We start from the raw sequence: 21,176 nt of genomic DNA, 5'->3' as shown, positions 1-21,176 counted from the left end.
GTTGCCCCTTATGGTTGGAATGCCCGCTCGAACGTGGCGGTGAGTTTGAAGACCCCGCCGCCCATTGGTGTAGGAGCGGGATTTTTGCAGGTGAACAGCCCGAGCTCGCCGAGCGGCGTTGTCCACAGAAACGCCTTCGCGCCGGCGTGCCGATCAAGGAACGCCATGATCTCCAGCACCTTTGATTGAGGGCCGCTGTAAGTGATCGGGTAAGCCTCTTCCTTGTTGTTCGGCCCGTCGCCAACTTCCTGTTTGTAGCCGTCGCCGAACTGCGCGGTGCGCACCCGATACAAGATCTCGGGCGCGTCACCGTGCTGGGTTGGCCAGTTGAATGTCTCGATGGCCATCAGCCCCTCCCGTTCGTAAGTTTCCAGATTGAGCCGCCTGGCTGCACCGCTCGCGCGATCGCAGTTTCAGCCTCAGCTTTCGCTGCTTGCTGAATGCCCTTGCCCAGCTGCGTGGTGTCTTCGGTGCTGGCTGCGCTGCCACTGCCCTGGGTTTGCACCGACACCGCGACGGGGAAGTTGTAGACGTTGCCGCCCCCACTCCCGCCGCCGCTGATTGCACGAACTCCCAGCTGGCCGCCGGCGGTGCGAGTCAGAGGCATGATCGCTTCTGGTCCCGCCTCGCCCATGACGCCCGTCTGCCCGCCCGCCATCCCGAACGCTGTCGGCTTGCTTACGACGGAGTTGGTGAACGCCGCGCCATTGGCGAACATCTGCAAGCCGTTTGCCCATGCTCCGCCGAGCGCCTGTGGAAAGTAGCTGCCGGAATAGCCTGCCGAAGACGCCCCCAGATTCGACGACGTCGCACCAGCGGAACCTGCCGCCAATCCGTTGCCGGTACCGCTGCCAGTGAAGTAACTGGTGGCCGCACCAACCAGACTGCTCAGCAACGCCGAACTGGCCTGACGGGTCGCGATCCGAGCCATATCCGCCAAGATCGACTTGGTGAAATCCGCAAACGAAAGCTTGCCGGTCATGGCGAAGTTGACGACCGCATCTTCCATCGAGCTGAACGCGTTACCGAACAGGGTTTTCGTCTGGCCGGCGATATTGCTCGCCGAGTCCAGGTAATTTGCCCAGGCGGACGTTGCACCCTTGGTCCAGTCCCCTTGAGCTTTCTCCACATCGGCGTAGTTTTGCCGGATCTGATCGGTCGCAGCCTTGTTCGCATCTGCGAGCGCCTGCGATTTGCGTGCGAACTCCTCTTCGGACATCTTCCGTGATGGGTCGGACTTCTGGTTAGCCAATTCCAATGTTTGCTGTGCGAACCGATCCTGCTGGCTGTTCAGCTCGCCATTAAGCGCATTCTGACGATCGCCTTGACCGACACCTAGGACCGCACGCTTCCCTGCGAGCTCCAGCGCCCGCTGCTGCTGATTCAGCGCTTGGACATATTGGTCCATCGTGAAGGTCTGCTTCTTGACCCTTTCCTCTTCATTGAGGCGCAGCACTTCCAACTGGCTGTCAGCGTCTTTTTGCGCCTTGACCATGCCGGCGCGCGCGTCAGCGATCTTTTGGTCGAGCTGGATGCTTTGCGCCGCGGTCGTGGTCTTTTTCGCCTTTGCAGCTTCCAGCGCAGCAATCTCAGCCTCGTACGCGCTGCTCACTTCGTCACGCTCGTTGCCGATCAACGCTTCGCGCTTCAGGGCATAGTCAGCCTGAGAAACAAGCCCGGCCTTCTGCGCTGCCTCCAGTTCCTTCTGAGCGTTTTTATAGTCAGCGCTGATGGCGGCCAAAGCGTTTTTGGCATCATTGAAGCCTGTCAGGTCGACCTGAGACGCTGCCGATTTCGGACCTTTGTTCTTATCTTCAAGCCCTTTCTTCAGCGTGTCGTAGGCGCCGCCAGAGAACTTGCTGCCGTCGTAAAATACGCCATCAAGCAAGGGCGACTTCTGCCCTGTTTTCTCCGCATTTTCGTACAGGGTTTTGAACTGCTGGTTGAGCTTATCCAGCGCGGCCTTGCGCTTATTTAGCGGATTAATGTCATCGAGCTGCGCATCAAGCGCTTTCTGAACCTCGATGGCTTTCTGGTTGGCATCATTATTTTCACCGGTGGCGATTGCCAAATTGGTGCTGGCGGTCTGCCGGGCTTTGAGGCCGGCGAGTTTCTTCTCCAAAGCTTCGGTGGAGTCGTCATGCTCGCCAGTACCCAGGCCCAGTGCCGTGTTGAGAGAGCTGAGACCGTTGGAGATTACGCCCGCTACTCCGCCGCCCTTGCGGGTATCCAGAATGCGCTGAGTGATCTCGATCTGCTTGGCCAAGTCCGGGAATATTTCCGAACGGACCTCGGCGTACGCGCCTTTGATGGCTGATTTGATTTTGTCCCAGTCGCGCTCAACATCTGATAGGGACGCGCGATAGGCCTCCAATCGCTTAAGTGCGGCCTGATTCACATCTTCGCTGAGAACATCAAGCGCACGCTGGCTCTCGCCCTGATCATCAAGTGCTTTGATAACCTGATACTGCTCAAGAGTCAGCAACCCATACTGACTGCTGATCTTGCCTGCGGCTTCTGTTGCCGTGTCGCCAGCGGTGGCGAAAGACTTGGCGAGTTCGGCAGCGCCTTGGCCAGTTATTTCACTCACGGCCGCTGCGGCTTCAGCCAGATTACGCATTTGCGTGCCGCTGGTAGCTGCTCCGGATGCAAGCGAAATAAGTGCCTCGCGGGCGCCGGACAGATTGCCGGTGACGCGCCCAGCGCCGTCGGCCATGTCCTTCAGGCTGGCGATGGTCTGACCCGCGCCGTTCGTACCGCCATTGATAGCGGCATTGAATTCGCGCGCCTGTTTCATTGCATCGAAGTATGCGTACCCCAGACTGCCGATTACAGCGACCAAAAGGCCAGCCGGGATCAACATCCCTGCGAGACTTTTCGCTGATTCACCGGCGCCAGCGCCCAGTTGAGCGATTGCGCGCGCACCACTGCCCAGATCGCCTGCCTGAATGGCGTTGGCGAGCTGCATGACGTTTTCTTGAGCTTGGCGCGTGCCGAGCTTTAGCTTGTCGAATGCGCCCGCGGCTTCAGTCAGTCCCGCGCGGTCCTTGCCGATCTTGGCCAGGGCTTCGTTATAGCGCTCGGTATCGACCTGCCCAGCTTTGTGCAGGTCGTTTAGCGCCTTCTCCTGAGCCTCCAGCTTCGCCAACTTGGCGGTCACTGGATCAATACCGTTGACGGTGCGCTTCAGCGCCTCAATCTGCCGATTCTCAGCCTCGATCAGCTTTTGCTTCTGGGCCAGCTCTTTGGCTTCCGCCTTTTCAATCTTGTCGTAGGCCTTACCCAGTTGATCCTGGTACTTGGCCTGCTCCTCGATGGTGACCAAGCCGCCCTTGCGGGCGCGCTCCAGCAATCCCTCGGCCTGAACCAGCGATTCCATGCTCGAGATATTGCCCGTCATCGCCTTGTCGAGCTGACTGATGACGGAGATTTCCGCTACTGCGCTGTCAGTTGCTTTGCGACTTACCCCGGCTTGACGGGCCCTTGCCGCCGTTGATTTATCGATGCTTTGCGCAACGTCCGCTTCTGCCTGGGAAACCCTTTTACCAGTGTTGGCCAGGCCTTCGCCCGTTTTGCCCAGGTCATCAATGGCCTTCTGGGCGCCTCCTGCAGAATCGACGAGCTTATCCAGATCGTCAGCAGCCTTTGCAGCCTGTGACGACTCGACCGCAATACCCAGGGAAGCGAAGTTGGTGCTCATTTTTGATCTCTCTGTTCCGCCATCACCTGCAAGGCTTCAGCCTCCATTCGCCGGAAGTCGCTGAAAATGGTTTGTCGCTGGCTGATCGGTACGCCACACATCCGAATCACACCGGATAGAACGCTGTAGTCCATCCCTGTTGCGCCGCACGCGCCTGTGCGCCACTGGGTGCTCATAGCCTCGAAGACCTTGAAGGCGTTCCAGTTGTCAGGCCAGATGCCGACTTCCTTGTCGGGGATGTCCTGACGCGACAAACCGAAAGCCATCAGGTCCGCATCCGATGGCCCCGGCTCGTACAAGGCGCGGGAGGCGCTTAGGAGTTTCCCAAGCGAGCCTCACTGAAAGCTTCCGCGTAAGCGTTCAGCACAGCCTTGGGGGCCGAGTTGATCGAATTAACGAGGATGCGCACGTTTTCAGGTGTGAACTTCTCTTCAATATCCCAGCCGACTACCACCGCCAGGAGCTGTTCGACCTGCAAATCAATTTGAGCGGCCGTGAACGCCTTGAGGTCCATGTCGCCGACCTGCTTGCTCAATTCGTCGTGTCGCTCATTCCAGGCGGTATACAGGTCCGCAAGCTCGGTGCGGTCCAAGTACTTGAACTCGAACTCCACCTTTTCGGCGCTATAGCCGGCCCGCTGGATCATCACCGATGCCTTGAAGGTCGGCTTCTGGATCAACTTGAATTTGGCCATGGCTTACACCGTGGCCGCGTAGCGAGTTGGGCGACCGGTCAGCGCGATGCTGATCACGCGGGTCATCAGGTTGTTACGGGACATGGTCGGTGTCGAAGTGATCGACACGTAGCCGTTGTAGATGATGCTGCTGCCGCCAGGAAGGTTGAGTCGAAGCAAACGCGCCTGCTTGTCGTCGTCTGCAGCTTCGCAGACTTCCACGTAGGGCTTGGAAGGATCATCGGCAACGGTGATGGTCAGCGTGATCGGATTTTTGGTGGTTGGCATCTGGCGATCATCATCGTCGGCCAGGAAGCCAAAGGTCAGAAACTGCTGATCGCCGCCGCTGGAGTTCAGCTCGGTGATCTGCGAGATCTCAGTGAAACCAGTCACCTCTCGTACCGAGCCAATGCCCGAGCCGGCCGGATACTGCTGGACGTTCACGGTATTCACGTTTTCCAGCGCGAAAGTGCCGCTGGCGATCTCGCCGACTCGTACGCCCCGCCCTTCAAGGCGAGTCCAGCCGGAGTTGACGGCGATAACATCGCCCTCGGCCAGGCCATGCGCTGCTGCGGTGGCGACGGCTGGGTTGGCGTTCGTCAAGGCAGTGAATGGGATCGCCGGGCCGTAAGTGGCAGCAATCTCGAAGGTGGCGCCGTTGGGCATTTGGATGCCGGCCATGGGTGTTTCCTCTTTCAGAAATGACAAAACCCGCAAAGATGCGAGTTTCGGGGTATGCCCAGCGGGCGTATTCAAGTGGCGATGTCAGCTCGATACTCGAACGACACCGGTACAGTGTATGTGGGTGGATCAGGTATCCCGGGGCCGGGATCAACTGGCGACATCGTAACTACGGTGAGGCCTGCCTTTGTGTCTCGCGCATAAAGCGGGAACAGCATGGTCAGCTCCGCCACAAGCGGGTTGGTCTTCGCCTTGCCGGTGCCGGCCGGCGCCACAATGCTGACCTGGTAGACGCCGATGAATGCGCGGTGGTCGCCGGCGAGCGTGCTGTTCGCGGTATCGCCCGGCAGCAAGAACGCCCGCAGATAGGTTTCGCCGTCGGCCGGGTCGTATTGGACGTTTTCGAACACAACCTTGATCGGCTCCGACCGGACCTTGCTCCAGGCAATGAGCTTGGCCTCGTAGATCGAGGCAATAATGGCGTGACTCATACCCGGTTGTTCCTTGTGGCTTCGTCGACGATCTGCTGAAAACGGGCCAGGGTGACGCGCACCATGCCGCCCGGTGCCTGCTTGGAGTGGCCGTACTCTAGAGGCACCGCATATGGCAGGTTATTCACGATGTAGGCCGTCTCGCCCGCGGTGAGTGCCTGGACCTGAAGGCGCAATTTGGCCAAGGTCACGCTGCCTGCGGGATCCACTTGATCGAGCGTGCCCTCCGCCGGCGCGCCAATGGAGAGCTGCCAGTTCCCACGAAACCGCCCGCCGACGTAATCCTTGCCTGCCACCAGGCCATTCACATTGAAATTCTGGTCGCGCTCGGTCTTTGTCAGAGGCTTGGCATACTTAACACCCCGCCGCAGCTTGCCGGCCTTCGTGAAGTTCGATTCGTTGAGGTTGATGATCGTGTTGCGCACTGCGACCTTGAAGTCGTAGTCGTCGGCTGCGCGGGTGTTGGTCTGGCGGTGAGCAACGTTCGCGGCCCAGATTTCAGGATTTCCCACCGGTGACATGCGGATAACGCTGCTGCCGAGCTCGATCACAATCTCGCGGATGGTTGCGTCGATTCCGTCCTTCGCTCGCTCGGCGAAGTCGCGGATGTTCTCGGCAAAGCTGCCATTCATGCTCGCGTACTTGTTCGTCATGACCGCACCTGCAATTCGTACAGGATTGGCGTCCCGGCGGGATTCACCTCTTTCAACGGCGGCACAATTGACCAGGTGCGCCCTTCAATGATCACCTTGTCCAGCAGATCCGGAACCCATTCCAGCCCCTGCGCGGCGATCTTGAGCTTCTTGTCGCCCTGTTTGATGAGACTGTTGTTTTGGAACTCCTGACCCGTGAAATCGAGCAGGATGCCCTGGGCGCTCTGTTCAATGGTGGCGCCCGGCGCCTCGCCACCGATCTCAGGATCATACTCGCCCGGCTCAATCTTGCTGATGGTTACGGGCTGGCCGAACTCTGTGATCATCTCCTGAGCCATCATGGCCATTTCGTCGTAGAAGGCCATGGTGGCTCCAGATGTAAAAAGCCCAGCTCGATGGCTGGGCTTATTGGGCGTTCAGTGTTTAATGTCCGTTTGCTGCTTTTACACGTTTCTGGAATTCTTCAAGAAGCTCATCCGCCCTAACCGCAGCTTGTTTTGACGCATTTTCGTCATACTTTCCGTTTGCCAAGTATCCGGTCAATGCAGCTGAAGCGAACCCGATCCATGCCAGCTCTTGGTCTTTCAATACCTTACTCATTTGAAGCTCCATTTCTTTATGAGAGGCCATTTGACATCAGGCCCGCACTGCAAACAACCCTCTTTTCTGCAAATAGTCAGCAAACTGCGTTGCGCTCGGCCGATCCGGCGCTGCCGGCAACAGCCGGCCGCTGGTGTTCGGAATCGTCGCGTATTCGCGAGTTACCGCACCCTCGACACGCTCCAGCGTAACGGCGCCTTTACGCTTCTCGATCGGGTCGACGTCATCAGTGTGGATCTCGGCGGCCAACGCCATCTGGCCGTACTGGATCCGCGCTGGCAGGTAGTTGTCTGGCTTGATTTCGTAATCCAGTTCGACGCCGCGGCGTGGCCAGGACAGAGCCTGTTCGCTGTTGGACTTTCGCCCTTTCCACGTCATGCCATCCATTGCCAATGCGGACCGGCGCAGCAGCGCTTCCTGTGCTGACACTTCCGCCGGGATAGTCACGCCGAATTTCAAGGCGTACATGGCCAGATCTTCGGCAGATGCGTAGCTTTCGGCGTCAGGCTTGCCGGTACCGTCCTCGATGATGAGAGTCATGAATCAGCTCGCTGTGGTGTGCTGGATCGGGCGCCGCGTTGTCAGCGCCCGGATGGTTACGCCTGGTGTAGATCAGCAACTGCCTTTTCCAGCGATTCTACCGAAGCATTCGCCCGATACGTCACATTGGCGGCGTCGAGCTGCGCTTTGAGGCTCGCGATCTTCTCAGCATTGTCGACGGGCTCCGCTGCTGCCTTGAAGCGTGCAACTTCGCCACGTAGCGATTCAACCTCGCCCGCCAAGGTGTCGCGTTCATCCGTGAGGGTTTCGAAACCTTCGTGAACGGCTTTCAGCGCACCGAACAAGCGGATTGGCAGTTCGCCGGCGCCCGGGTGTTCCAGATCCGATTGCCCCTCGGCGGCGTCGACCAGTCGCAGAATGCCGTCACGCTCGGCGCGCAGCGTGGCGTTGTCCTGTTCCAGGCCGACAATAGCGTCAGCATCACCCGAATCAACCGGCGGGCTGATCAAAGGCTTCAACACTGAGACTTCGACGCCCATTGCCTCATAAGCGTCGACCACTTTCGGCCAGTCGCCAATCACAACTGCATGCGTCACTCCCGCTTCAGGCCGGTCGAAGTGCGCTGGGTTGCGGTACCGCTTTTCCGGATCGAAGTCCGAGTTTTGAGTGGAGTAAACCAGTTCCATAAAAGTCTCCGTAGCGGCCATTGCTGGCCGCTGTCAGGGCCGGTATCAGCCGCCGGCTGGTGGCGTGGTGGTCAGGGTGATCAGAACACCAGCAGTCACCTTATTGCTGTTGGAATGCTTGACCCAGTTCGCAGCCGATCCCACAGCGGCAAGCGTTGGGTTCGCGCCGCCAGCGGCTTCCTTCCAGCTGTAGCCGAGAACATCGATGTTGACGGTGCCTTCAGCGCGGTAGCCGATACCCAGGTTCTCTTCGTCGTTCACCGCATACGAACGGAAGCCGGGCGCCTGGGATTCAGTGATCACCACAGCGTTTGGCAGCAGGCCGAAGATCACATCTGCGGGCGCGGTGTCGGTGACCAGTACCGGCTTGCCGAGAGTGCCTGGCAAGCCGCCGTAGATGACGACACCCGCTTCTTCGTAGACTTTGTTCGCGATCGCCTCGTCGACGATGTCGAAGTAAGCACTGGAGTGCATGACCCACAGCGCGATACGACCGAACTTGTCGCCGAACTTGCGCATACCACGGGTCAGGGTCTTCTTGCCGTCGGTCTCGATGTTGGCAGTAACCACCATTTCAGCGTTGGAGCTGATCGAAGCGCGCAGCGCAGCAGTGGCGTACTGGATGAAACCTTCCAGAGTGGCATCAGCAACGTCGGCACCGATGATCTGGGAGAACTCGTCGACCGGACGGCCGCGGCGCTTGAAAGCTTCTTCGGTGGTCTGGTATGGGCCGTACTTCCACGGCGCCTTGACGCCGACGGCCTCACCGGCGCCGATCTTCTTCGCGGTCACTTTACCGGTGGAGTTGACGTCACGATGCTCCAGCGAGCCGCCGATCTTGTAGAACGAGCGCTTGCGGAAATCGCCTTCGATCAGCTCGTTGTCTAGCACGATCGCGCCGTTGGACGATGCGTTGAACACATCGAGGTTGTCCTGGACTCGCTCCAGGTATGCGGTTTGCGCCTCATCGTTGTAGATGATCAGGTCGCTGTTAACAGTCGTTGCCATGGGTGAATCCCCTTACTTGGGCAATTGCAGGTATGCGGTTTGGCCGTGTTTGCGCTGGTAGTCGCGCTTTTGCTCGGCAGTCATTTCGGAGCGCTTGAATGCAGCCTGGCCGCCACCCCCGCCCGGGGCTTGTGTCCCTGAGGCCCTTGGCCACAGATGAGGTGCGCTTTCGCGCAGGGATTCCGCCCATTCGAGCGGAGTCAGAGGGGTCTTGCCGTCTTTACCGAGGATGACCTGACCGGATTCATCAACGGCGACCGCTTCACCCTCTTCGTTCAGCGAGAACACGCCTTTGGCGCGCAGGATGATGTCGTCGGTTGCTTCCGGCAGTGCACCGGCTTTGAGTGCCGCACCGCGTACCGAATCGCCCAGGACTTTGCCCTGGAACTTGGCGGCGAATGCTTCGGCCTTTTCGGCTCGCGCGGTGACAGTCTTCAACTGCTTGTCGTAGTCGCCACGCAAACGCTCGGTACGACGATTGAACACCTCGTCCACCTTGCCCTCGGTCAGCAGCTTGGTTTCTTCGTCCTGACCGGCCCGGCTGAGCAAGCCTTTGACGGCGTCGATGTCGATGCCTTCGAATTGGGTTTCGAACTGAGTCAGCTTGCCGGTGGTTTCCTTCAGCTTGCCCAGCAGTTCGGAGTTTTTGGTTTTCAGACCAGAAACAGAGGACTCAACGGCAGTCGCGATTGCGGCCTTGATTGCCGGGTTGTCCAGGTCGATTTCGTTTTCTTCTGCCACGTTGTTGTACCCCTTGGGTATGTGTGACCCGCTTCGCAGGCATAAAAAAACCCGCAGGTGCGGGTTTTCATTATCAAATCTATATATCGTTTCTGCTTTCCGTGTCCTATCAGGATCAAGTGACAATGCTCGAAGCCGATACCGCTGCTCCTTCCCCAAGCTCTCTAAAGAATGCTTTTAAAATTGCGCTTATGTCGTCAGCTCTATTGCTCACAGGCTCGCTTACCACAAGTCTTAGTGGCTGGATCACAAGCAACCAAACCGTAAGACTCGCCGAAAAAACCAGCTGCATCGCGCGGCTAGACAAGCAAGAGGAGTCTCTCAGGATCAAAGGAGACAACTTCATCACCTCACTTGCCTCGCTAAGCGCCTATTACTTTTACCCCGACCCAACAGAGCAAATGAAAGCCGAGCGCTTGGAAATGGTGTCTAAAGCCGGTTATGCCCTTAGTGCCTTTGGCAATGATCGACTCCGAATTGCATCTGGATCATTCGTCAGCTCAATAGTCGACTCGGTGGCTTACACCGAGGTTGAAAACCGGGGGCGAGAAATGGATCGATACAAAAAGAACTTTGAAAACTGGATACTTTCTTTCCAAGCATTCGTCAAAGATATAGAGGAGCAGCGAGAAAAGTGCTAACCAATCAAACACCAGCTTTGGAGAATGCGAGCGGCTCCAAGGCCTTCATTTGCACCAAGTTCAACGGTGCGAAGTTTCGATCTAGCTGCAGCTCAGCGAAGCGTTCGACGCTCAGTCCTCCCTCGCGAAAAAGCTTTGCCCGCACCGGCCCGATTGCCACGTCCTGAAACGCCGGTGGCTGCTGCTGGAGCCAGTGATAATAGTCGAGGCTCGCGCTGACCTGCCCCGCTCCACCTGCGCCCACCGAAGCCCGCGTAGCGCCCTTGGCGAACATCTCGCTGAGCTTGGTCAGCAAGACAAACGTGGTGCGGCAATTCGGGTGAAACGGGGGCCTCGGCCCTGAATCGACCGGAAACCGTCGCTTGTCCATCGACCGGCACTGCTGGCTCGTTTTGCTGTCCAGCGTGGCGACCATTTCGACTTCAGACACGATGTCAGTGTTGGCCTTGGCCACCTCCATGCGCGCCTGAGACGACACATGCTGTATCGCGGTGTGCACGACCGTGCTGGCATTGCGGTTGGTGGTGGCGAGAATGCCGTCCTTGTAGCCGGCCGACTTTGTTCCGCGAATGTTGCGGATAATCTGGAAGTTCGTTTGTCCTTCGAAGAAGCCCTGCCGGATGGTGCCGGTGACGCGCTCGCGCTCGGCACTGGTCCAGCCCTTGATGAACGACTTCAGCAGCTTGCCGCCGCCGGTACCACGCACACTGAGGGGATTGGTGAGCACCGCTGTGCGGATGGCTGCCGCCGTCGGTGCTACCACATCCAACGTGACACCAACCGGCGCTGACCGGACCAGGCTCGACGCTTCAAACTCAGCCTCGTAATTGGCGATGTCGATCAGGTCGAGGTTCAGTTGTGCGCTGTAGCGGTCGAAGATGCCTAGGAGCAGGCTGTCGACCTCTTTTAGCAGCGCCTCCAACCGCTTCACGTTGTACTCGGTCAGATCCGACTGGGTGAGCCGGTCGCGTATCGAGCGGTCGATCTCCTTCAGGAAGGGGGCGAACTTGCCGACCTCCCCGGCCTTCAGCTTCTCGAGGAAGACAGCATGCCGAATCGTAGCGTCAAGGATTGCTTGGTTTGCTGCCATCTACCTTGTCCTCATCGTCCAGGCCCAAGCCGTCGCCCTGCTCTGCAAGCTCGCCATCGATCTGCTGGTCTGTACGCTCAGGCGCAATCAAGCCCAACTTGCGCAGGTATGCCCGAAGATCCGCTTTGGCGAATCCACCGTTTTGCCAGAGTCCGACCAGCGCGGTGATCATTTGCGGATCTGCCGTCAGCTCCACGAATTCCTGGTTGATCTGGTAGGCAACCTTTGCGTCGTCTACGCCCATGTAGGTGCAGCACCACATAATCGCCCTGGTGTAAGCCTCGCTGACGTTGGCTACGCAGCCGGCGAGCACCGACGTCGATGCAGATTGATCACCACGTGCTTCGGTCGCCGTCTTGGACGAGAGAGAGGCTACGACCATGCGGGCGCCCAGCTCGATCATCATCTGGTTCTTGTCAGCCATGGCCTCCTTCACCAACGTGTTCGGCAGTGGCTGGGCATAACCGAAGGCGCCACCTGTTGGCAGCATCATCGGGGCGCGGGACCCGACGTAAACGCCGCTCTTCTCCATCCAGTCGCGCCACTGTTCATCCAGACCGGAAATCCAAGGCTGGGCTTGGCCGCACCAGAAGACGCTGTCTTCATAGTCAGCGCTGTTCCGGTAGTGGCCCAGGTTGATCATTGCAATGTCGTATAGCGGTGACTCGTCAATGCTCGGGTCATTGTTCTGCGCACCGACGAAGGTGAAGGGGATCTCCTTCAAGCGGCCGGCGGCGCCGGTGGGTTTGAATTCCTGAACAACGGCCAGCGGCCCGCCACCTTTCGGCCCGGATCGACGCCAAACGCGGCAGACAAAGCCATCATCCTCGAGCGCCAATTCCCGGTATTGCTCTACCACCTTGAAACCGAAGCCGTCTTCGATCTCCGGCGACTCGCGCAGCACCACCAGGGTCAGCACGCTGTGACCGTTCACCATGCCTGTGCGCCAGTTGATGATGTCTTCGGCGCAGTACGACAGGATCACGGAGTGGCCACCGGTTCCGGCGTCCTGGTGGTAATCGACGTACAGACCATGCCGTCCAGCCTCAAGCACCTTTTCCAGCGTGCCTTGCGAGTGCTGGTAAATGCTCACCCCTGAGCCGCTGGCGTTGTCCTGCAGGTATTCCATCTTCTTCGCGACGGTCAACGTCGGGTCTTTGTGAAACGCCAAACCGAGCAAGCCATTGCGCGTGTGACCGGTGGCGTTCTTGAACACCGCCCGTTCGCGATAGGCCTTGTTTCGGTCTACGTTCTCCGGCGACTTGTCGTGAGCATTGATGTACGGCAGTCGATCAACAACCCTATGCTGGCCGGCGCAAACGTCGCGCACGGTCGCCCAGCGGTCCAGCACTTCGATGTAGTCCGCCCGCTTGAAGGAGACGTCGTTGCTCATCGGGCGTATCCCATTTTGATAGCGGTGACCGGTTTGATGATCGGGTACTCGCGGTGAATGAAGTAACCGCCGCCGTCGTTGGCGTGGTCGTTGCCTTGGCTTTTGTCCGGCTCGCCGTTTGGCGCCCAGATCTGCTGCTCTAGGCCATCGGCGTAGGTCGGGCATGTAAACGGGTTCACCAGGTAACGCCGCTCGCCCTGCGCGTTGCAGAACATGGCGTTCATGGCGTTGATGCGGTCCTTCACCGGTGGGTTGGCCGCCGGCGCGATGACCGTGAAGCCTGCCTGCTTGAGCATGGCGATATCGGTGAGACTGGCATTGACCGACTTGCGCGAGTCGCCGGAGGCGTCCGGGTAGATCCGGATCTCGCAGGTCTTCTTGTAATCGTTGCCAGTGTGCTCCCAGTACCTTTCTTTGATCCGGCGGATCATATCCGGCGTGTCGTAGCCATCCATCAACTCGTCCACGGCACGCGGCAGACCCTGATCACGTTTGACGTGGGTGATCGCAGCCATCTTGCCGACGTTGAAGTCCATGCCGATGAACAGCGGCTCGCCGGGCTGCACAGTGTCGAAACACTGGTTCAACTTGCGGTCGTAGGCGTGGTAGATCGATCCGGACGTCAGGTTGACGAACTGGCCGTTCAGGTACGCGCGGATCAATTGCTCGGGGTACGACTCCATCAGCGAGGCGATGTAATCGTCAGGCAGGTTCAGCTCGTTGTCGAAGGTGCTGGCCTGAATCAGTCCATACATTTCCTTCAGCGCCGGCTTGTCGCGCAGCTGCTTGACGAACTGGAGAAAGACGAACTTGAAGCCTTCCGGCGTCGTGGTCACGTCCACGCCGTTTTTAAGCCCGGGCAGGTTGTAACGCATCCGGGCAATGATCTTGCGCCAGGCTTGCTGAGCCTTGATCGACGTCAGCACGTCCAGCTCATCCACCAGGGCGTGACCGATCTTGAAGCCGACGATTGTTTGCGGCTTCTCCATCGACCGGCAAATCACAGTGCCGCGATACTGCCGGCCGCCGTAAATATGAACCTCATGGTTCGCCTGGTTGATCTTGGTCTTCAGCCCCCAGTCGTATGCCACCTCCTCCATCGTGGGATAGAAGATGTCCCGAATCTGCGGGTAGGTCGGTGCGAAGTAACCAGCATTTACGCCCGGCCACTCCATGAAATGCTTGCTCAAAGCCGAGCATCCGACCCAGGTCTTCCCCGAGCCGAAGCCAGCAACGAATGCGCGAAACTTGTGGGGCAAGAGGAGGAACTGCGACTGCGGAACGTTAAGGCTCGGCATTCGGCTTCCTCGCGTCCACTACGTCGACCTGAATGCGCGTTGGGATCGCCGGCTCATCGTCTGGCTCATCCTTCCGGTGGCGATTGACGTAGACGTCGCCGACTTCCTTAGCCGCCTGCTCGAGGATCTGCATGGCAAGACCGATGTTCTTCATCGTCTCGGCCCGCTCGACAAAACGGTTCATGGCCCTAAGCCGGAACGCTCGGTTGGCGATCGGGATCTCTGCGGTCTCTTCGCGGAAGCGTTTCCGGGCATCTTCAAACATCGTCACCCAGCGCTTGGCCAAGCCTTTCCCTGATGTCTTCGTGGGGTCGTGTGTTTCCACCTGCTGGCGAGTCACCGATATCCCGTATTCCTTTTGGACGGCTTCAACAACCTGTGAAGGCGTGTCGAAGCACGCCAAGGCCTGAACGATAAAGGCCTTCACGTCGTTTTGAAGGGCTGCCATAGATTTTCATCCGTCCAGAGCCTGTCCAGAATCAGGCCGACTTGAGCAGACAGGTTCCGCAGGCCCTTGAAATGTTCAATTTCCCCACCTCAGCAGGATTGTTTGCAGCGTCCACCAGCTCTTGCACTTGAGGGCTCGCCCCATACCGACGCACTACACCGACGAACTCTTCAACGTCGTGTCCGCGCATCTCAAGCTTGGGCAATCCTTCCTGGGTGAACTTGGGAGCGCCGTACTGATCGGTCGCCTGAGCGATGTGGTAGAGCTCATGCTCCACCAGGGCGCAGAAGTCAGCGTCGGAGCACTGAGCGCAGTAATCAGCAGCCAGGGTGATGATGTAGGCCGGCACGTCGCCGAACCAATCACGCATTTGCTGTTCCATGCGAGCCTTCTGCCACCCACCAGCGCGGAACGCTACCTGTTCGGCCTGTCCGACCACAGTGCGCCCTTTCTTCGTGGAGGCAGCAGACGCCCACATAACTCTCACGTCCGCATCGATCAGATGGGCGTGGTCTTCGTTGTGGATGCTTCCCGTGTCAGCGATGATCTCGGCTTGTAGCCACTCCCACACCTCAGGAGCAGGGATTAGGCGAATACCGGTGCTGGATAGCTCAGACAGGTCGAGCAGCGACTGCGGCGGTATTGGCCTATTCATGACTCACCTTGAGCTTGAAATGGTGGCTGTTTGCCGGTATCAGTACGTTTTCGGCAATGTTTATAGGAATTTCGCGTGTTAAAAGTTTTTCGTATTGCCATGACTGTGCTTGGCAGCGCCGGCCTCATCGCGGTGCTCACCCTCACGTACACGATATGGCGCGACTCAAAGGTGGATTCAATTGCGTACGGCGAAACAAAAGCCCTGCTTTCCACCACGACAGATCAACTGAAAGAGGCAAAGGCAGAAAATACGAAGCTGACGGACGAGATTGCGGAGCTCAGACGCACGGCTGATGGTTTGCGGCAGCGTCTGTTAACGGAGGAAACGGATAACAGGTACAACAAGCGACTATTGGATGAGTCGCTTGCCAAAACGAAGGCTCTAGATATCCAGCTTGAACAGATGTCTCGGCTAGTAAAAGCCGATGACCCTTGCTCACCTATAAGATTGCAAATCGCAGAAATCGAAAAAATCCTTCGGAGACCTAGCTACGATGCTTATGCCCCACAAGGTGAACAGCGAGAGCACTTGGCAACGAACCTGAATGAAAAGTACAAAACTCTTAATGCGTGTTTTGGCGCCAATAACTGAACAATTGGTCGCGACACAATTTGCGCTCTCGCGAAACGTGTCGCGACCTACTTGCTCTGACTGCGTTTGATCTGCGCGTCCACCTGGTCTGCACAGGTGTCGAGCAGGTTGATGGCTTGATTCTTCAGTTCCCACAGCTGGCCGTTGTCGGCGAGGTCTTCATCAGCTACCCGCTCACATGGCACCAGCTCAGGGGGTTCGACTCTTACCGCCGTTGTCTTTGTTACCAGTGGCGGCTTTACCGCGCAGGCCGTCAGGCAGAGGCTGAGCAGCCCAATCACGAACAGGCTTGCTGTTGCGCTTGAGTTCTTCAAAGTTCTTCTCCGCCTTTTTGGCTTTTGCCTGACTGGCCTGTAACCGCTTGTTCAGGTCTTTCTGGTAATCGGCGTTGCGCTGGGCTTCGGCGCGCAGGGTGGTGATCGTGGCCTGGCTTTCGAGGTTGGCGTCGACCGCCTTCTTCTTCTCGCTGGCTTCGAATGCCACCTCCCCGCGTAGGGCGACGACTCGCGACTGTTGAATCCCAACGAGGAGCAGGCCTACCAGGGCGATGATGATTGCTGCAGCGAAGGCCTTCATGCGGCATCCGCCTTGCGACCGAGGAAGCGGGTCACCAGCTCGCGAATGGCTGTCACGCCGAGGAACCCAATAGTCCCTCCGGCGGCAATCGATAGGCTTGAAGGCCAGGCCATCCACTCAATAACGCTGGACGCGACCAGACTCAGCGATCCGCAAATCAGCGCCTCGAAAATGATCCGGCGCACGCTGGTTTCTTTTCCGTCGTAGATGACGCGAAGCAAGCAAACGGTGATGGCCATGATGACGCCCGCCATTAGCGGATTGCTCAACGCCAGCCAGAGCTTGGCCCATGTGTCTGGTTTGTCTGGCATGTTTGGCATCTCGGTTCCTCCCCTTCAGGGAGTTAGGAATAAAAAAACCCGCTCAGTGGCGGGTTTTTTTGATTGGTAGGATATTACGAGGTGGCGGCCAAAGTTTTAAATCTCATAGCCCGAATTTTCCGAAGATTTTCTACGAAATGCTTAGTATCCAAGAAGTAGTTCGGATAAGCTTTTTTCAACGACTCCAAAGATTGAGCAGCCACAAGCACAATTTGAATCTCTGGCGAACCTTTAGCTGTCTTTTCCGCTTCTAGATAATCTTCAGTCGCCTTTACAAGCTCTGCTCGAGCATAACCTGTAATCTCAATCTGGTTACTTTTAGGCTGCAGTTCCATCAAGAAGTAGTGCGCTTTGCCTTGAACATCCTTTGGAACTTCTACCACTGCCTTATACATTTCAAGCTTTGAGATTACCTCTAGCTCTGCTTCGAGCTCCAGGGTCTTATCGAAAATCTCGTCATTGGTCATTCCGCGATGCCCAATAAAGACAGGAAGCTTTTCTAGGACTGCAAATGATGAGGATGCATAAGTAAAAAATTCAAGCCACTTCTCATTACCAATGCTAGATTTGAGCGCCTGCTCTAGGAATACGCCGGCAGTTTCGACCGCAGTCGCCCAAGAGTGCTGAAGTCGATTACGGATTTGAATCTCAAGTTGAAGGCCTTCGTAAGACGGTCCATCGCCTTTGCGATTATTATATTTATAAATAAGGTGAATGCCCCGATATCCTGACGACTTCGGCTCTGCAATATAATCATATTCAGAAACCAAAATATGGTCAAACTTACTATCTTTATAGGAGTTCCACAGCTTATATATCGCGTCGGTAGTTTCAACTACAGCTCTAAGGCCGCCGATATCTTGCATGCGCGAAAGGCTCATCTTCGGAAAACGATGAAGCTTTGCCAGTATAGAAGGAATGCGCTTTAATCGCTGCGCGACGGTAGCGTCTAGATTCAACTTGTTGAGCTTAGCCCGAAGACTCGCCTGGAATGTGTTGACCGGATAGCTATGAATTGAGCGCCAGTTATTGAGCACCTCAAGCGCTTGTTCCACCTCTTCGAACTCGTAATCATCGCTGATGAGAGTGATTCCGGCTTTTTTTACACGTTCCTTGCTGAATGCTGGCTTTACCCATGCCATCTTGAGCTTCCTACTATACTTCGACTGAACTGATGGCAGAATCATGCCTCACCTCTATGGCCCAAACCAGTAGGCGTTCAATTTTTTTTACTTTTCAATACCAAAATGCGAAGCACTGTGCCTCGCGATCCTTTGTTCCGAGCAGTTTGCCAACACTTCTCAACATCAACGCCCCAATGCATCGATCTCGCTGCTCCTGTTCGCGCCACCCTGAAAGCATTGTGAGGTCAGAGTGCGCGGGCTGCCGGCGTTGATCCGTGCGTCGCACTATCCGGTTATCGACGTCCAGGCCTTCCAGAAGGCTGCCCTGGCTACAGGTAAATTCAAGGCATTAAAAAACCCGGCACTTGGCCGGGTATCTTCGACTTGACTATCTCAATCTGGTTTTTCTTCATAATCTTCAAGATCGAACCAGGCGTCCGATGCCTTAACCACAATGATGTGTTCTTGGATATTGATCTGGTCCGATAGCTTCTTGTGCTTTTCAACGGCTTTCTTGGCCCGATCGAATACAACTTCAGCACGGGTTTTATCTGGTAGGCCAGATATGAAATACGTTGCATCGGGAAGCTGCTTCGTTTCCCCGCTTATACTTTTGATGGTCTGAGAAAAGCCTTGCTCGGCCATGCGCTCATGGAAGTCATCGTATTTGCTTCCGTTCGAAAGTTGTACACGAGCTAAAAACGCCGCTTCTTCGTCCGGCAAAAAGGTAGTGTGAGGATCTTGAAGAATCCCGATGAGGCGGCTTCTGAGGTGTCGCATCTTGACCATCCATAGTTAGGTGATGGCACCGTATATATGGTTAGCGCTATGAATTTCAAGGGTAAAAAAACCCGGCGCGGTGGCCGGGTTTAGAAAAAACAAATTACGAATCGAGCTGGTGCAGGAGTCGGTGTACTGTGGCGGTATCAATTTCTGCTTGAACACCTTCGAAAAACGCCACGCCGCCGCGTCTCGAAAGTGCCTCCAGAAGCTGATCTCCCAACTGCGTTCGCTCCATCGCCCCCAAAATCACAGCTGGCCCCGGGCGAACTCCGGCAGGACGAATAAACCCTTCGTCTTGGAGTTGCTCGGAAAAAAGATCAGCCAAATCTGAAAATTCATGGATGGGGTGTTTGGTATCGAGATTCTGTGCGATCAAATCCCTGAAGTAGGCCCCGGCGATAAGCCCAGGCGTAAACGATTGATTTCCACCTGTTGCTCCAGCCAACAGCCTTCTCACGTATTCCCACATTTCCATACGAATTCTTCCTTGGACGCTATATGCGAAAAAGCCCAGCTAGTTGCCGGGCTTTTATGGTCACTCCTAAACGCGCAGGAATGACAGGATTAGTGAATAATGGCTCATTGGCTCACTTGCCGTCAAGCGGCATGTGTGCCAATCAGTCCCTCTGTATCCAACAGGACTTGAGCGGACATCAAAGCCTCATCCACTTCGCGCTCCAGCGCCTTGCGGATATCCCTCCTCCACCGCTCCTGGGTCTTAATCGGGTGAGGTTCGTTTGACCAGTTGTCCATCTCGTACCAGCCGGCCGGCAGGACGTTGGTCGACCGCTTCCCGTCCACGCCCGCCAGCTTTGGCAAAGCCCAAGTAACGACAGCACAGTGAAGAAAACGCTCAGGGGCCGGAGACCGCATGACTTTGGTGAGCTCGGTAATTGCTGCGTGCTTGCGCTCGGTGTGCGTCGAGAACTTAGCGACCAGAGCCCGCCAATGCGCCGGCGACAACGACTTGTGCAAGCGGGCAAAAACCCAGCAGTCAGCAAGGAATGCAGCCTCTTTGCCGACGATCTCCCCCTTCTGCTTGGCGCACTGCACCTTAGGCTCGAAGTCACAGCCGCCGGCTGAGTTGATGGTTTCGGCGGCCAAGGCCCGGACCACTGCGGAAATCACGTTGCGATAGATCATGCTGCAGCCCTCTTCAGTTCGCGGGTCTTGGCCCGGTATTTGGCCTTGATGGTTTTTATTTCTTCGACGGTGTGCTTGCAGGCCGGGTGCGGTCCTTCCAGCCAATCGACCTTTTCCGGACCGATCAGCTGCAAGAGCGAAAGCCGGTAATTGACCAAGTTGCCGGACAGGTGCGTGTTGCAGGGCGCGCATTGCTTCCACACGTTGAGCGGTTCGAATCGCAGCTCGGGGTTCGCTCCCACAGAGCGATAGTGCCCAGCGTGGTATTGGCCTTCATGGTGGCGACCGCAGCTCACGCATGGGCGATCGGCATCACGCAGGCGGATCCACTCGTTGAACGCGGCCTGGGCTTCGCGCAAGTGTTCCGCCCTGCTCTTCAGCTTCTCCTTGCGCACCTGGATCTCGCGGCGGTCGCGCTGGTTGATCGCCTTGCGGGCTTTCTCGGTGTTTGCCGGCGCGTGAGCCAGCGCGCATTTCGGGCTGCACACCACCTGCGTAGTGTTGAACATCGGCGCGAACTTCTCGCCGCAGGCCTTGCAGGTTTTCTGCTTCACAGCTTTGAGGGCAGTGCGCATCAATACCGCCCTCCCCACTTGTCCTGCTCGGTCCAGCGGACGTCATGCTCGGCGCCGAAGGCATGCATCAGCTCGAACAGATCGCTGAACCACTTCTGCGATTGCTTGCGGGTCGATACGGCCATCACGACGAAGCCACCGTCGAGGCCAGGCTCAGCGCGCTGCTTCTCCAGCGAGGCGCTGAAAAGGCACTTCCAGTCCTCACTGGTCAGCTTCTTGCCGTGCCAGACCACCTGCTCGGATACGTCCTTGAGCATTGCCCACATCTTGCGATTGCAGACGTCAGGGCGCTTTTCGTCCTTGATGACCACGATCTTCGGCTTGGTGAAGTCGGTTGCGTGCAGGACACCCATGAGGCGGCTGATATCGCGCTGACTGCGGATTGCGAACTCGGTCATTGCCCGAACTCCTTGAGCAATTGGCGCGCACCCATGACGGCACCTTTGTCGCCTGAGGTACGGCTAATGTCCTGGAGCCACCCCAGCATCCGGGTGTTCTGCGCTTTCAGGTCGATGACCATGCCGAGCAACTCATCGCCGTCCGCGTCCATGTCGGACTTGAGTGCTTCGCCAATCGCGCCAAGGTCGCAAACGGCCGCCAGAAGCATGCGTTTGTGCGATTCGAGATCCTTGCGAATCACCTCGGTGTCAGCCAGCAGCTCCAGCGCCACCTCCTCCACGGTCTTCTCCCCGAGGAATTCCTGCAGCGCCTCGGTGTTGCGCTTCCAGTCTGCGCAGTCGGCACGGAATGAGGCGGCTTCGGCCCACAGCAGCTTCTGGAGTTTTTCTTTGTCGATGCTCAT

At 57.2% G+C, this 21,176-nt stretch carries 30 protein-coding genes; 2 read left to right on the top strand and 28 right to left on the bottom strand.

Going from position 1 to position 21,176, the window contains the following annotated elements; all coding sequences use genetic code 11:
• Positions 1-8 precede the first annotated feature (8 nt).
• The 13 genes from QRN33_RS15715 to QRN33_RS15655 all read right to left on the bottom strand — a co-directional run bounded on the left by QRN33_RS15715 (position 9) and on the right by QRN33_RS15655 (position 9,734).
• Positions 9-347, bottom strand: coding sequence for a phage tail protein (locus QRN33_RS15715; RefSeq protein ID WP_252881672.1), 339 nt, complete (start codon positions 345-347; stop codon positions 9-11).
• Positions 347-3,700, bottom strand: a complete 3,354-nt coding sequence (locus tag QRN33_RS15710; protein ID WP_285409309.1) for a phage tail tape measure protein — start codon at positions 3,698-3,700, stop codon at positions 347-349. Before QRN33_RS15710 ends, QRN33_RS15715 begins: the two co-directional genes overlap by 1 nt.
• Positions 3,697-3,966 (bottom strand): DUF1799 domain-containing protein, encoded by a 270-nt coding sequence (locus QRN33_RS15705; protein ID WP_038861478.1) that lies wholly within the window; start codon positions 3,964-3,966, stop codon positions 3,697-3,699. Before QRN33_RS15705 ends, QRN33_RS15710 begins: the two co-directional genes overlap by 4 nt.
• 47 nt (positions 3,967-4,013) lie before the next feature.
• On the bottom strand, positions 4,014-4,394 hold the full coding sequence (locus QRN33_RS15700) for a phage tail assembly chaperone (RefSeq protein WP_285409308.1): 381 nt from the start codon (positions 4,392-4,394) through the stop codon (positions 4,014-4,016).
• Between the two features lie 3 nt (positions 4,395-4,397).
• Positions 4,398-5,054: a phage tail protein gene (locus QRN33_RS15695; protein ID WP_122758033.1), complete on the bottom strand. Its 657-nt coding sequence runs from the start codon at positions 5,052-5,054 to the stop codon at positions 4,398-4,400.
• Positions 5,055-5,125: 71 nt separating this feature from the next.
• Positions 5,126-5,545: a phage tail terminator-like protein gene (locus QRN33_RS15690; protein WP_285409307.1), complete on the bottom strand. Its 420-nt coding sequence runs from the start codon at positions 5,543-5,545 to the stop codon at positions 5,126-5,128.
• Positions 5,542-6,198 (bottom strand): hypothetical protein, encoded by a 657-nt coding sequence (locus tag QRN33_RS15685; RefSeq protein ID WP_285409306.1) that lies wholly within the window; start codon positions 6,196-6,198, stop codon positions 5,542-5,544. Before QRN33_RS15685 ends, QRN33_RS15690 begins: the two co-directional genes overlap by 4 nt.
• On the bottom strand, positions 6,195-6,563 hold the full coding sequence (locus QRN33_RS15680; RefSeq protein WP_285409305.1) for a hypothetical protein: 369 nt from the start codon (positions 6,561-6,563) through the stop codon (positions 6,195-6,197). The genes QRN33_RS15685 and QRN33_RS15680 overlap by 4 nt, the downstream gene beginning before the upstream one ends.
• Positions 6,564-6,621: 58 nt before the next feature.
• Positions 6,622-6,798 carry a hypothetical protein gene (locus tag QRN33_RS15675; RefSeq protein WP_285409304.1) on the bottom strand — a complete coding sequence of 59 codons (177 nt, stop codon included), beginning with the start codon at positions 6,796-6,798 and terminating at the stop codon, positions 6,622-6,624.
• A gap of 36 nt (positions 6,799-6,834) precedes the next feature.
• Positions 6,835-7,338, bottom strand: coding sequence for a DnaT-like ssDNA-binding protein (locus tag QRN33_RS15670; RefSeq protein WP_285409303.1), 504 nt, complete (start codon positions 7,336-7,338; stop codon positions 6,835-6,837).
• A gap of 56 nt (positions 7,339-7,394) precedes the next feature.
• Positions 7,395-7,985, bottom strand: a complete 591-nt coding sequence (locus QRN33_RS15665) for a hypothetical protein (protein WP_285409302.1) — start codon at positions 7,983-7,985, stop codon at positions 7,395-7,397.
• A 45-nt stretch (positions 7,986-8,030) separates the two neighbouring features.
• Positions 8,031-8,993 carry a major capsid protein gene (locus QRN33_RS15660; RefSeq protein ID WP_285409301.1) on the bottom strand — a complete coding sequence of 321 codons (963 nt, stop codon included), beginning with the start codon at positions 8,991-8,993 and terminating at the stop codon, positions 8,031-8,033.
• A gap of 12 nt (positions 8,994-9,005) precedes the next feature.
• Positions 9,006-9,734: a hypothetical protein gene (locus QRN33_RS15655; protein ID WP_215502876.1), complete on the bottom strand. Its 729-nt coding sequence runs from the start codon at positions 9,732-9,734 to the stop codon at positions 9,006-9,008.
• A 125-nt stretch (positions 9,735-9,859) separates the two neighbouring features.
• On the opposite strand from QRN33_RS15655, the gene QRN33_RS15650 reads away from it, so the two are divergent.
• A complete protein-coding gene (locus QRN33_RS15650; RefSeq protein WP_034152695.1) occupies positions 9,860-10,375 on the top strand; it encodes a hypothetical protein in 516 nt (171 codons plus the stop codon).
• Between the two features lie 4 nt (positions 10,376-10,379).
• Here the strand turns inward: QRN33_RS15650 and QRN33_RS15645 are convergent, their stop codons facing one another.
• Genes QRN33_RS15645 through QRN33_RS15625 form a run of 5 tightly spaced genes read right to left on the bottom strand, consistent with a single transcriptional unit; the run spans position 10,380 to position 15,259 of the window.
• Positions 10,380-11,465 carry a minor capsid protein gene (locus QRN33_RS15645; protein ID WP_285409300.1) on the bottom strand — a complete coding sequence of 362 codons (1,086 nt, stop codon included), beginning with the start codon at positions 11,463-11,465 and terminating at the stop codon, positions 10,380-10,382.
• Complete coding sequence (locus QRN33_RS15640; protein ID WP_285409299.1) at positions 11,440-12,858, bottom strand: DUF4055 domain-containing protein; 1,419 nt, start codon at positions 12,856-12,858, stop codon at positions 11,440-11,442. The genes QRN33_RS15645 and QRN33_RS15640 overlap by 26 nt, the downstream gene beginning before the upstream one ends.
• A complete protein-coding gene (locus tag QRN33_RS15635) occupies positions 12,855-14,156 on the bottom strand; it encodes a terminase large subunit domain-containing protein (RefSeq protein WP_285409298.1) in 1,302 nt (433 codons plus the stop codon). Before QRN33_RS15635 ends, QRN33_RS15640 begins: the two co-directional genes overlap by 4 nt.
• Positions 14,143-14,604: a DUF2280 domain-containing protein gene (locus tag QRN33_RS15630; RefSeq protein WP_280074955.1), complete on the bottom strand. Its 462-nt coding sequence runs from the start codon at positions 14,602-14,604 to the stop codon at positions 14,143-14,145. The genes QRN33_RS15635 and QRN33_RS15630 overlap by 14 nt, the downstream gene beginning before the upstream one ends.
• A 31-nt stretch (positions 14,605-14,635) precedes the next feature.
• On the bottom strand, positions 14,636-15,259 hold the full coding sequence (locus QRN33_RS15625; RefSeq protein WP_285409297.1) for a putative metallopeptidase: 624 nt from the start codon (positions 15,257-15,259) through the stop codon (positions 14,636-14,638).
• Positions 15,260-15,334: 75 nt separating this feature from the next.
• On the opposite strand from QRN33_RS15625, the gene QRN33_RS15620 reads away from it, so the two are divergent.
• Positions 15,335-15,853, top strand: coding sequence for a hypothetical protein (locus QRN33_RS15620; protein WP_285409296.1), 519 nt, complete (start codon positions 15,335-15,337; stop codon positions 15,851-15,853).
• 47 nt (positions 15,854-15,900) lie between these two features.
• Here the strand turns inward: QRN33_RS15620 and QRN33_RS15615 are convergent, their stop codons facing one another.
• The 10 genes from QRN33_RS15615 to QRN33_RS15570 all read right to left on the bottom strand — a co-directional run bounded on the left by QRN33_RS15615 (position 15,901) and on the right by QRN33_RS15570 (position 21,176).
• On the bottom strand, positions 15,901-16,083 hold the full coding sequence (locus QRN33_RS15615) for a hypothetical protein (RefSeq protein ID WP_252877551.1): 183 nt from the start codon (positions 16,081-16,083) through the stop codon (positions 15,901-15,903).
• Positions 16,043-16,429, bottom strand: a complete 387-nt coding sequence (locus QRN33_RS15610) for a hypothetical protein (RefSeq protein WP_285409294.1) — start codon at positions 16,427-16,429, stop codon at positions 16,043-16,045. The genes QRN33_RS15615 and QRN33_RS15610 overlap by 41 nt, the downstream gene beginning before the upstream one ends.
• A complete protein-coding gene (locus QRN33_RS15605; RefSeq protein ID WP_016773996.1) occupies positions 16,426-16,740 on the bottom strand; it encodes a phage holin, lambda family in 315 nt (104 codons plus the stop codon). Before QRN33_RS15605 ends, QRN33_RS15610 begins: the two co-directional genes overlap by 4 nt.
• 83 nt (positions 16,741-16,823) lie before the next feature.
• Positions 16,824-17,891, bottom strand: coding sequence for a RelA/SpoT domain-containing protein (locus QRN33_RS15600; protein ID WP_285409293.1), 1,068 nt, complete (start codon positions 17,889-17,891; stop codon positions 16,824-16,826).
• Between the two features lie 375 nt (positions 17,892-18,266).
• Positions 18,267-18,653 (bottom strand): hypothetical protein, encoded by a 387-nt coding sequence (locus QRN33_RS15595; protein WP_285409292.1) that lies wholly within the window; start codon positions 18,651-18,653, stop codon positions 18,267-18,269.
• A 103-nt stretch (positions 18,654-18,756) separates the two neighbouring features.
• Positions 18,757-19,131: a hypothetical protein gene (locus QRN33_RS15590; RefSeq protein WP_285409291.1), complete on the bottom strand. Its 375-nt coding sequence runs from the start codon at positions 19,129-19,131 to the stop codon at positions 18,757-18,759.
• Positions 19,132-19,253: 122 nt separating this feature from the next.
• Complete coding sequence (locus tag QRN33_RS15585; RefSeq protein ID WP_285409290.1) at positions 19,254-19,799, bottom strand: hypothetical protein; 546 nt, start codon at positions 19,797-19,799, stop codon at positions 19,254-19,256.
• Positions 19,796-20,374: a recombination protein NinG gene (locus QRN33_RS15580; protein WP_285409289.1), complete on the bottom strand. Its 579-nt coding sequence runs from the start codon at positions 20,372-20,374 to the stop codon at positions 19,796-19,798. Before QRN33_RS15580 ends, QRN33_RS15585 begins: the two co-directional genes overlap by 4 nt.
• Positions 20,374-20,772 (bottom strand): recombination protein NinB, encoded by a 399-nt coding sequence (locus tag QRN33_RS15575; protein WP_262948979.1) that lies wholly within the window; start codon positions 20,770-20,772, stop codon positions 20,374-20,376. Before QRN33_RS15575 ends, QRN33_RS15580 begins: the two co-directional genes overlap by 1 nt.
• Complete coding sequence (locus tag QRN33_RS15570; protein WP_285409288.1) at positions 20,769-21,176, bottom strand: hypothetical protein; 408 nt, start codon at positions 21,174-21,176, stop codon at positions 20,769-20,771. Before QRN33_RS15570 ends, QRN33_RS15575 begins: the two co-directional genes overlap by 4 nt.

This window comes from Pseudomonas sp. FR229a (assembly GCF_030209115.1).
Classification (GTDB): Bacteria; Pseudomonadota; Gammaproteobacteria; order Pseudomonadales; family Pseudomonadaceae; genus Aquipseudomonas; species Aquipseudomonas moraviensis_A.
Note: the sequence above shows the minus strand (reverse complement) of the source record. Positions and strands in the feature narration are given on the sequence as shown.

Bases quoted from the DNA above. Each gene is read 5' to 3' on its own strand.
- QRN33_RS15585 (WP_285409290.1), bottom strand. From the start codon at position 19,799: ATGATCTATCGCAACGTGATTTCCGCAGTGGTCCGGGCCTTGGCCGCC.
- QRN33_RS15580 (WP_285409289.1), bottom strand. From the start codon at position 20,374: ATGCGCACTGCCCTCAAAGCTGTGAAGCAGAAAACCTGCAAGGCCTGC.
- QRN33_RS15635 (WP_285409298.1), bottom strand. From the start codon at position 14,156: ATGCCGAGCCTTAACGTTCCGCAGTCGCAGTTCCTCCTCTTGCCCCAC.
- QRN33_RS15600 (WP_285409293.1), bottom strand. From the start codon at position 17,891: ATGGCATGGGTAAAGCCAGCATTCAGCAAGGAACGTGTAAAAAAAGCC.
- QRN33_RS15605 (WP_016773996.1), bottom strand. From the start codon at position 16,740: ATGCCAGACAAACCAGACACATGGGCCAAGCTCTGGCTGGCGTTGAGC.
- QRN33_RS15685 (WP_285409306.1), bottom strand. From the start codon at position 6,198: ATGACGAACAAGTACGCGAGCATGAATGGCAGCTTTGCCGAGAACATC.
- QRN33_RS15665 (WP_285409302.1), bottom strand. From the start codon at position 7,985: ATGGAACTGGTTTACTCCACTCAAAACTCGGACTTCGATCCGGAAAAG.
- QRN33_RS15690 (WP_285409307.1), bottom strand. From the start codon at position 5,545: ATGAGTCACGCCATTATTGCCTCGATCTACGAGGCCAAGCTCATTGCC.
- QRN33_RS15715 (WP_252881672.1), bottom strand. From the start codon at position 347: ATGGCCATCGAGACATTCAACTGGCCAACCCAGCACGGTGACGCGCCC.
- QRN33_RS15675 (WP_285409304.1), bottom strand. From the start codon at position 6,798: ATGAGTAAGGTATTGAAAGACCAAGAGCTGGCATGGATCGGGTTCGCT.
- QRN33_RS15705 (WP_038861478.1), bottom strand. From the start codon at position 3,966: ATGGCTTTCGGTTTGTCGCGTCAGGACATCCCCGACAAGGAAGTCGGC.
- QRN33_RS15625 (WP_285409297.1), bottom strand. From the start codon at position 15,259: ATGAATAGGCCAATACCGCCGCAGTCGCTGCTCGACCTGTCTGAGCTA.
- QRN33_RS15645 (WP_285409300.1), bottom strand. From the start codon at position 11,465: ATGGCAGCAAACCAAGCAATCCTTGACGCTACGATTCGGCATGCTGTC.
- QRN33_RS15610 (WP_285409294.1), bottom strand. From the start codon at position 16,429: ATGAAGGCCTTCGCTGCAGCAATCATCATCGCCCTGGTAGGCCTGCTC.
- QRN33_RS15575 (WP_262948979.1), bottom strand. From the start codon at position 20,772: ATGACCGAGTTCGCAATCCGCAGTCAGCGCGATATCAGCCGCCTCATG.
- QRN33_RS15590 (WP_285409291.1), bottom strand. From the start codon at position 19,131: ATGGAAATGTGGGAATACGTGAGAAGGCTGTTGGCTGGAGCAACAGGT.
- QRN33_RS15650 (WP_034152695.1), top strand. From the start codon at position 9,860: ATGCTCGAAGCCGATACCGCTGCTCCTTCCCCAAGCTCTCTAAAGAAT.
- QRN33_RS15595 (WP_285409292.1), bottom strand. From the start codon at position 18,653: ATGCGACACCTCAGAAGCCGCCTCATCGGGATTCTTCAAGATCCTCAC.
- QRN33_RS15700 (WP_285409308.1), bottom strand. From the start codon at position 4,394: ATGGCCAAATTCAAGTTGATCCAGAAGCCGACCTTCAAGGCATCGGTG.
- QRN33_RS15670 (WP_285409303.1), bottom strand. From the start codon at position 7,338: ATGACTCTCATCATCGAGGACGGTACCGGCAAGCCTGACGCCGAAAGC.
- QRN33_RS15660 (WP_285409301.1), bottom strand. From the start codon at position 8,993: ATGGCAACGACTGTTAACAGCGACCTGATCATCTACAACGATGAGGCG.
- QRN33_RS15710 (WP_285409309.1), bottom strand. From the start codon at position 3,700: ATGAGCACCAACTTCGCTTCCCTGGGTATTGCGGTCGAGTCGTCACAG.
- QRN33_RS15695 (WP_122758033.1), bottom strand. From the start codon at position 5,054: ATGGCCGGCATCCAAATGCCCAACGGCGCCACCTTCGAGATTGCTGCC.
- QRN33_RS15640 (WP_285409299.1), bottom strand. From the start codon at position 12,858: ATGAGCAACGACGTCTCCTTCAAGCGGGCGGACTACATCGAAGTGCTG.
- QRN33_RS15680 (WP_285409305.1), bottom strand. From the start codon at position 6,563: ATGGCCTTCTACGACGAAATGGCCATGATGGCTCAGGAGATGATCACA.
- QRN33_RS15570 (WP_285409288.1), bottom strand. From the start codon at position 21,176: ATGAGCATCGACAAAGAAAAACTCCAGAAGCTGCTGTGGGCCGAAGCC.
- QRN33_RS15630 (WP_280074955.1), bottom strand. From the start codon at position 14,604: ATGGCAGCCCTTCAAAACGACGTGAAGGCCTTTATCGTTCAGGCCTTG.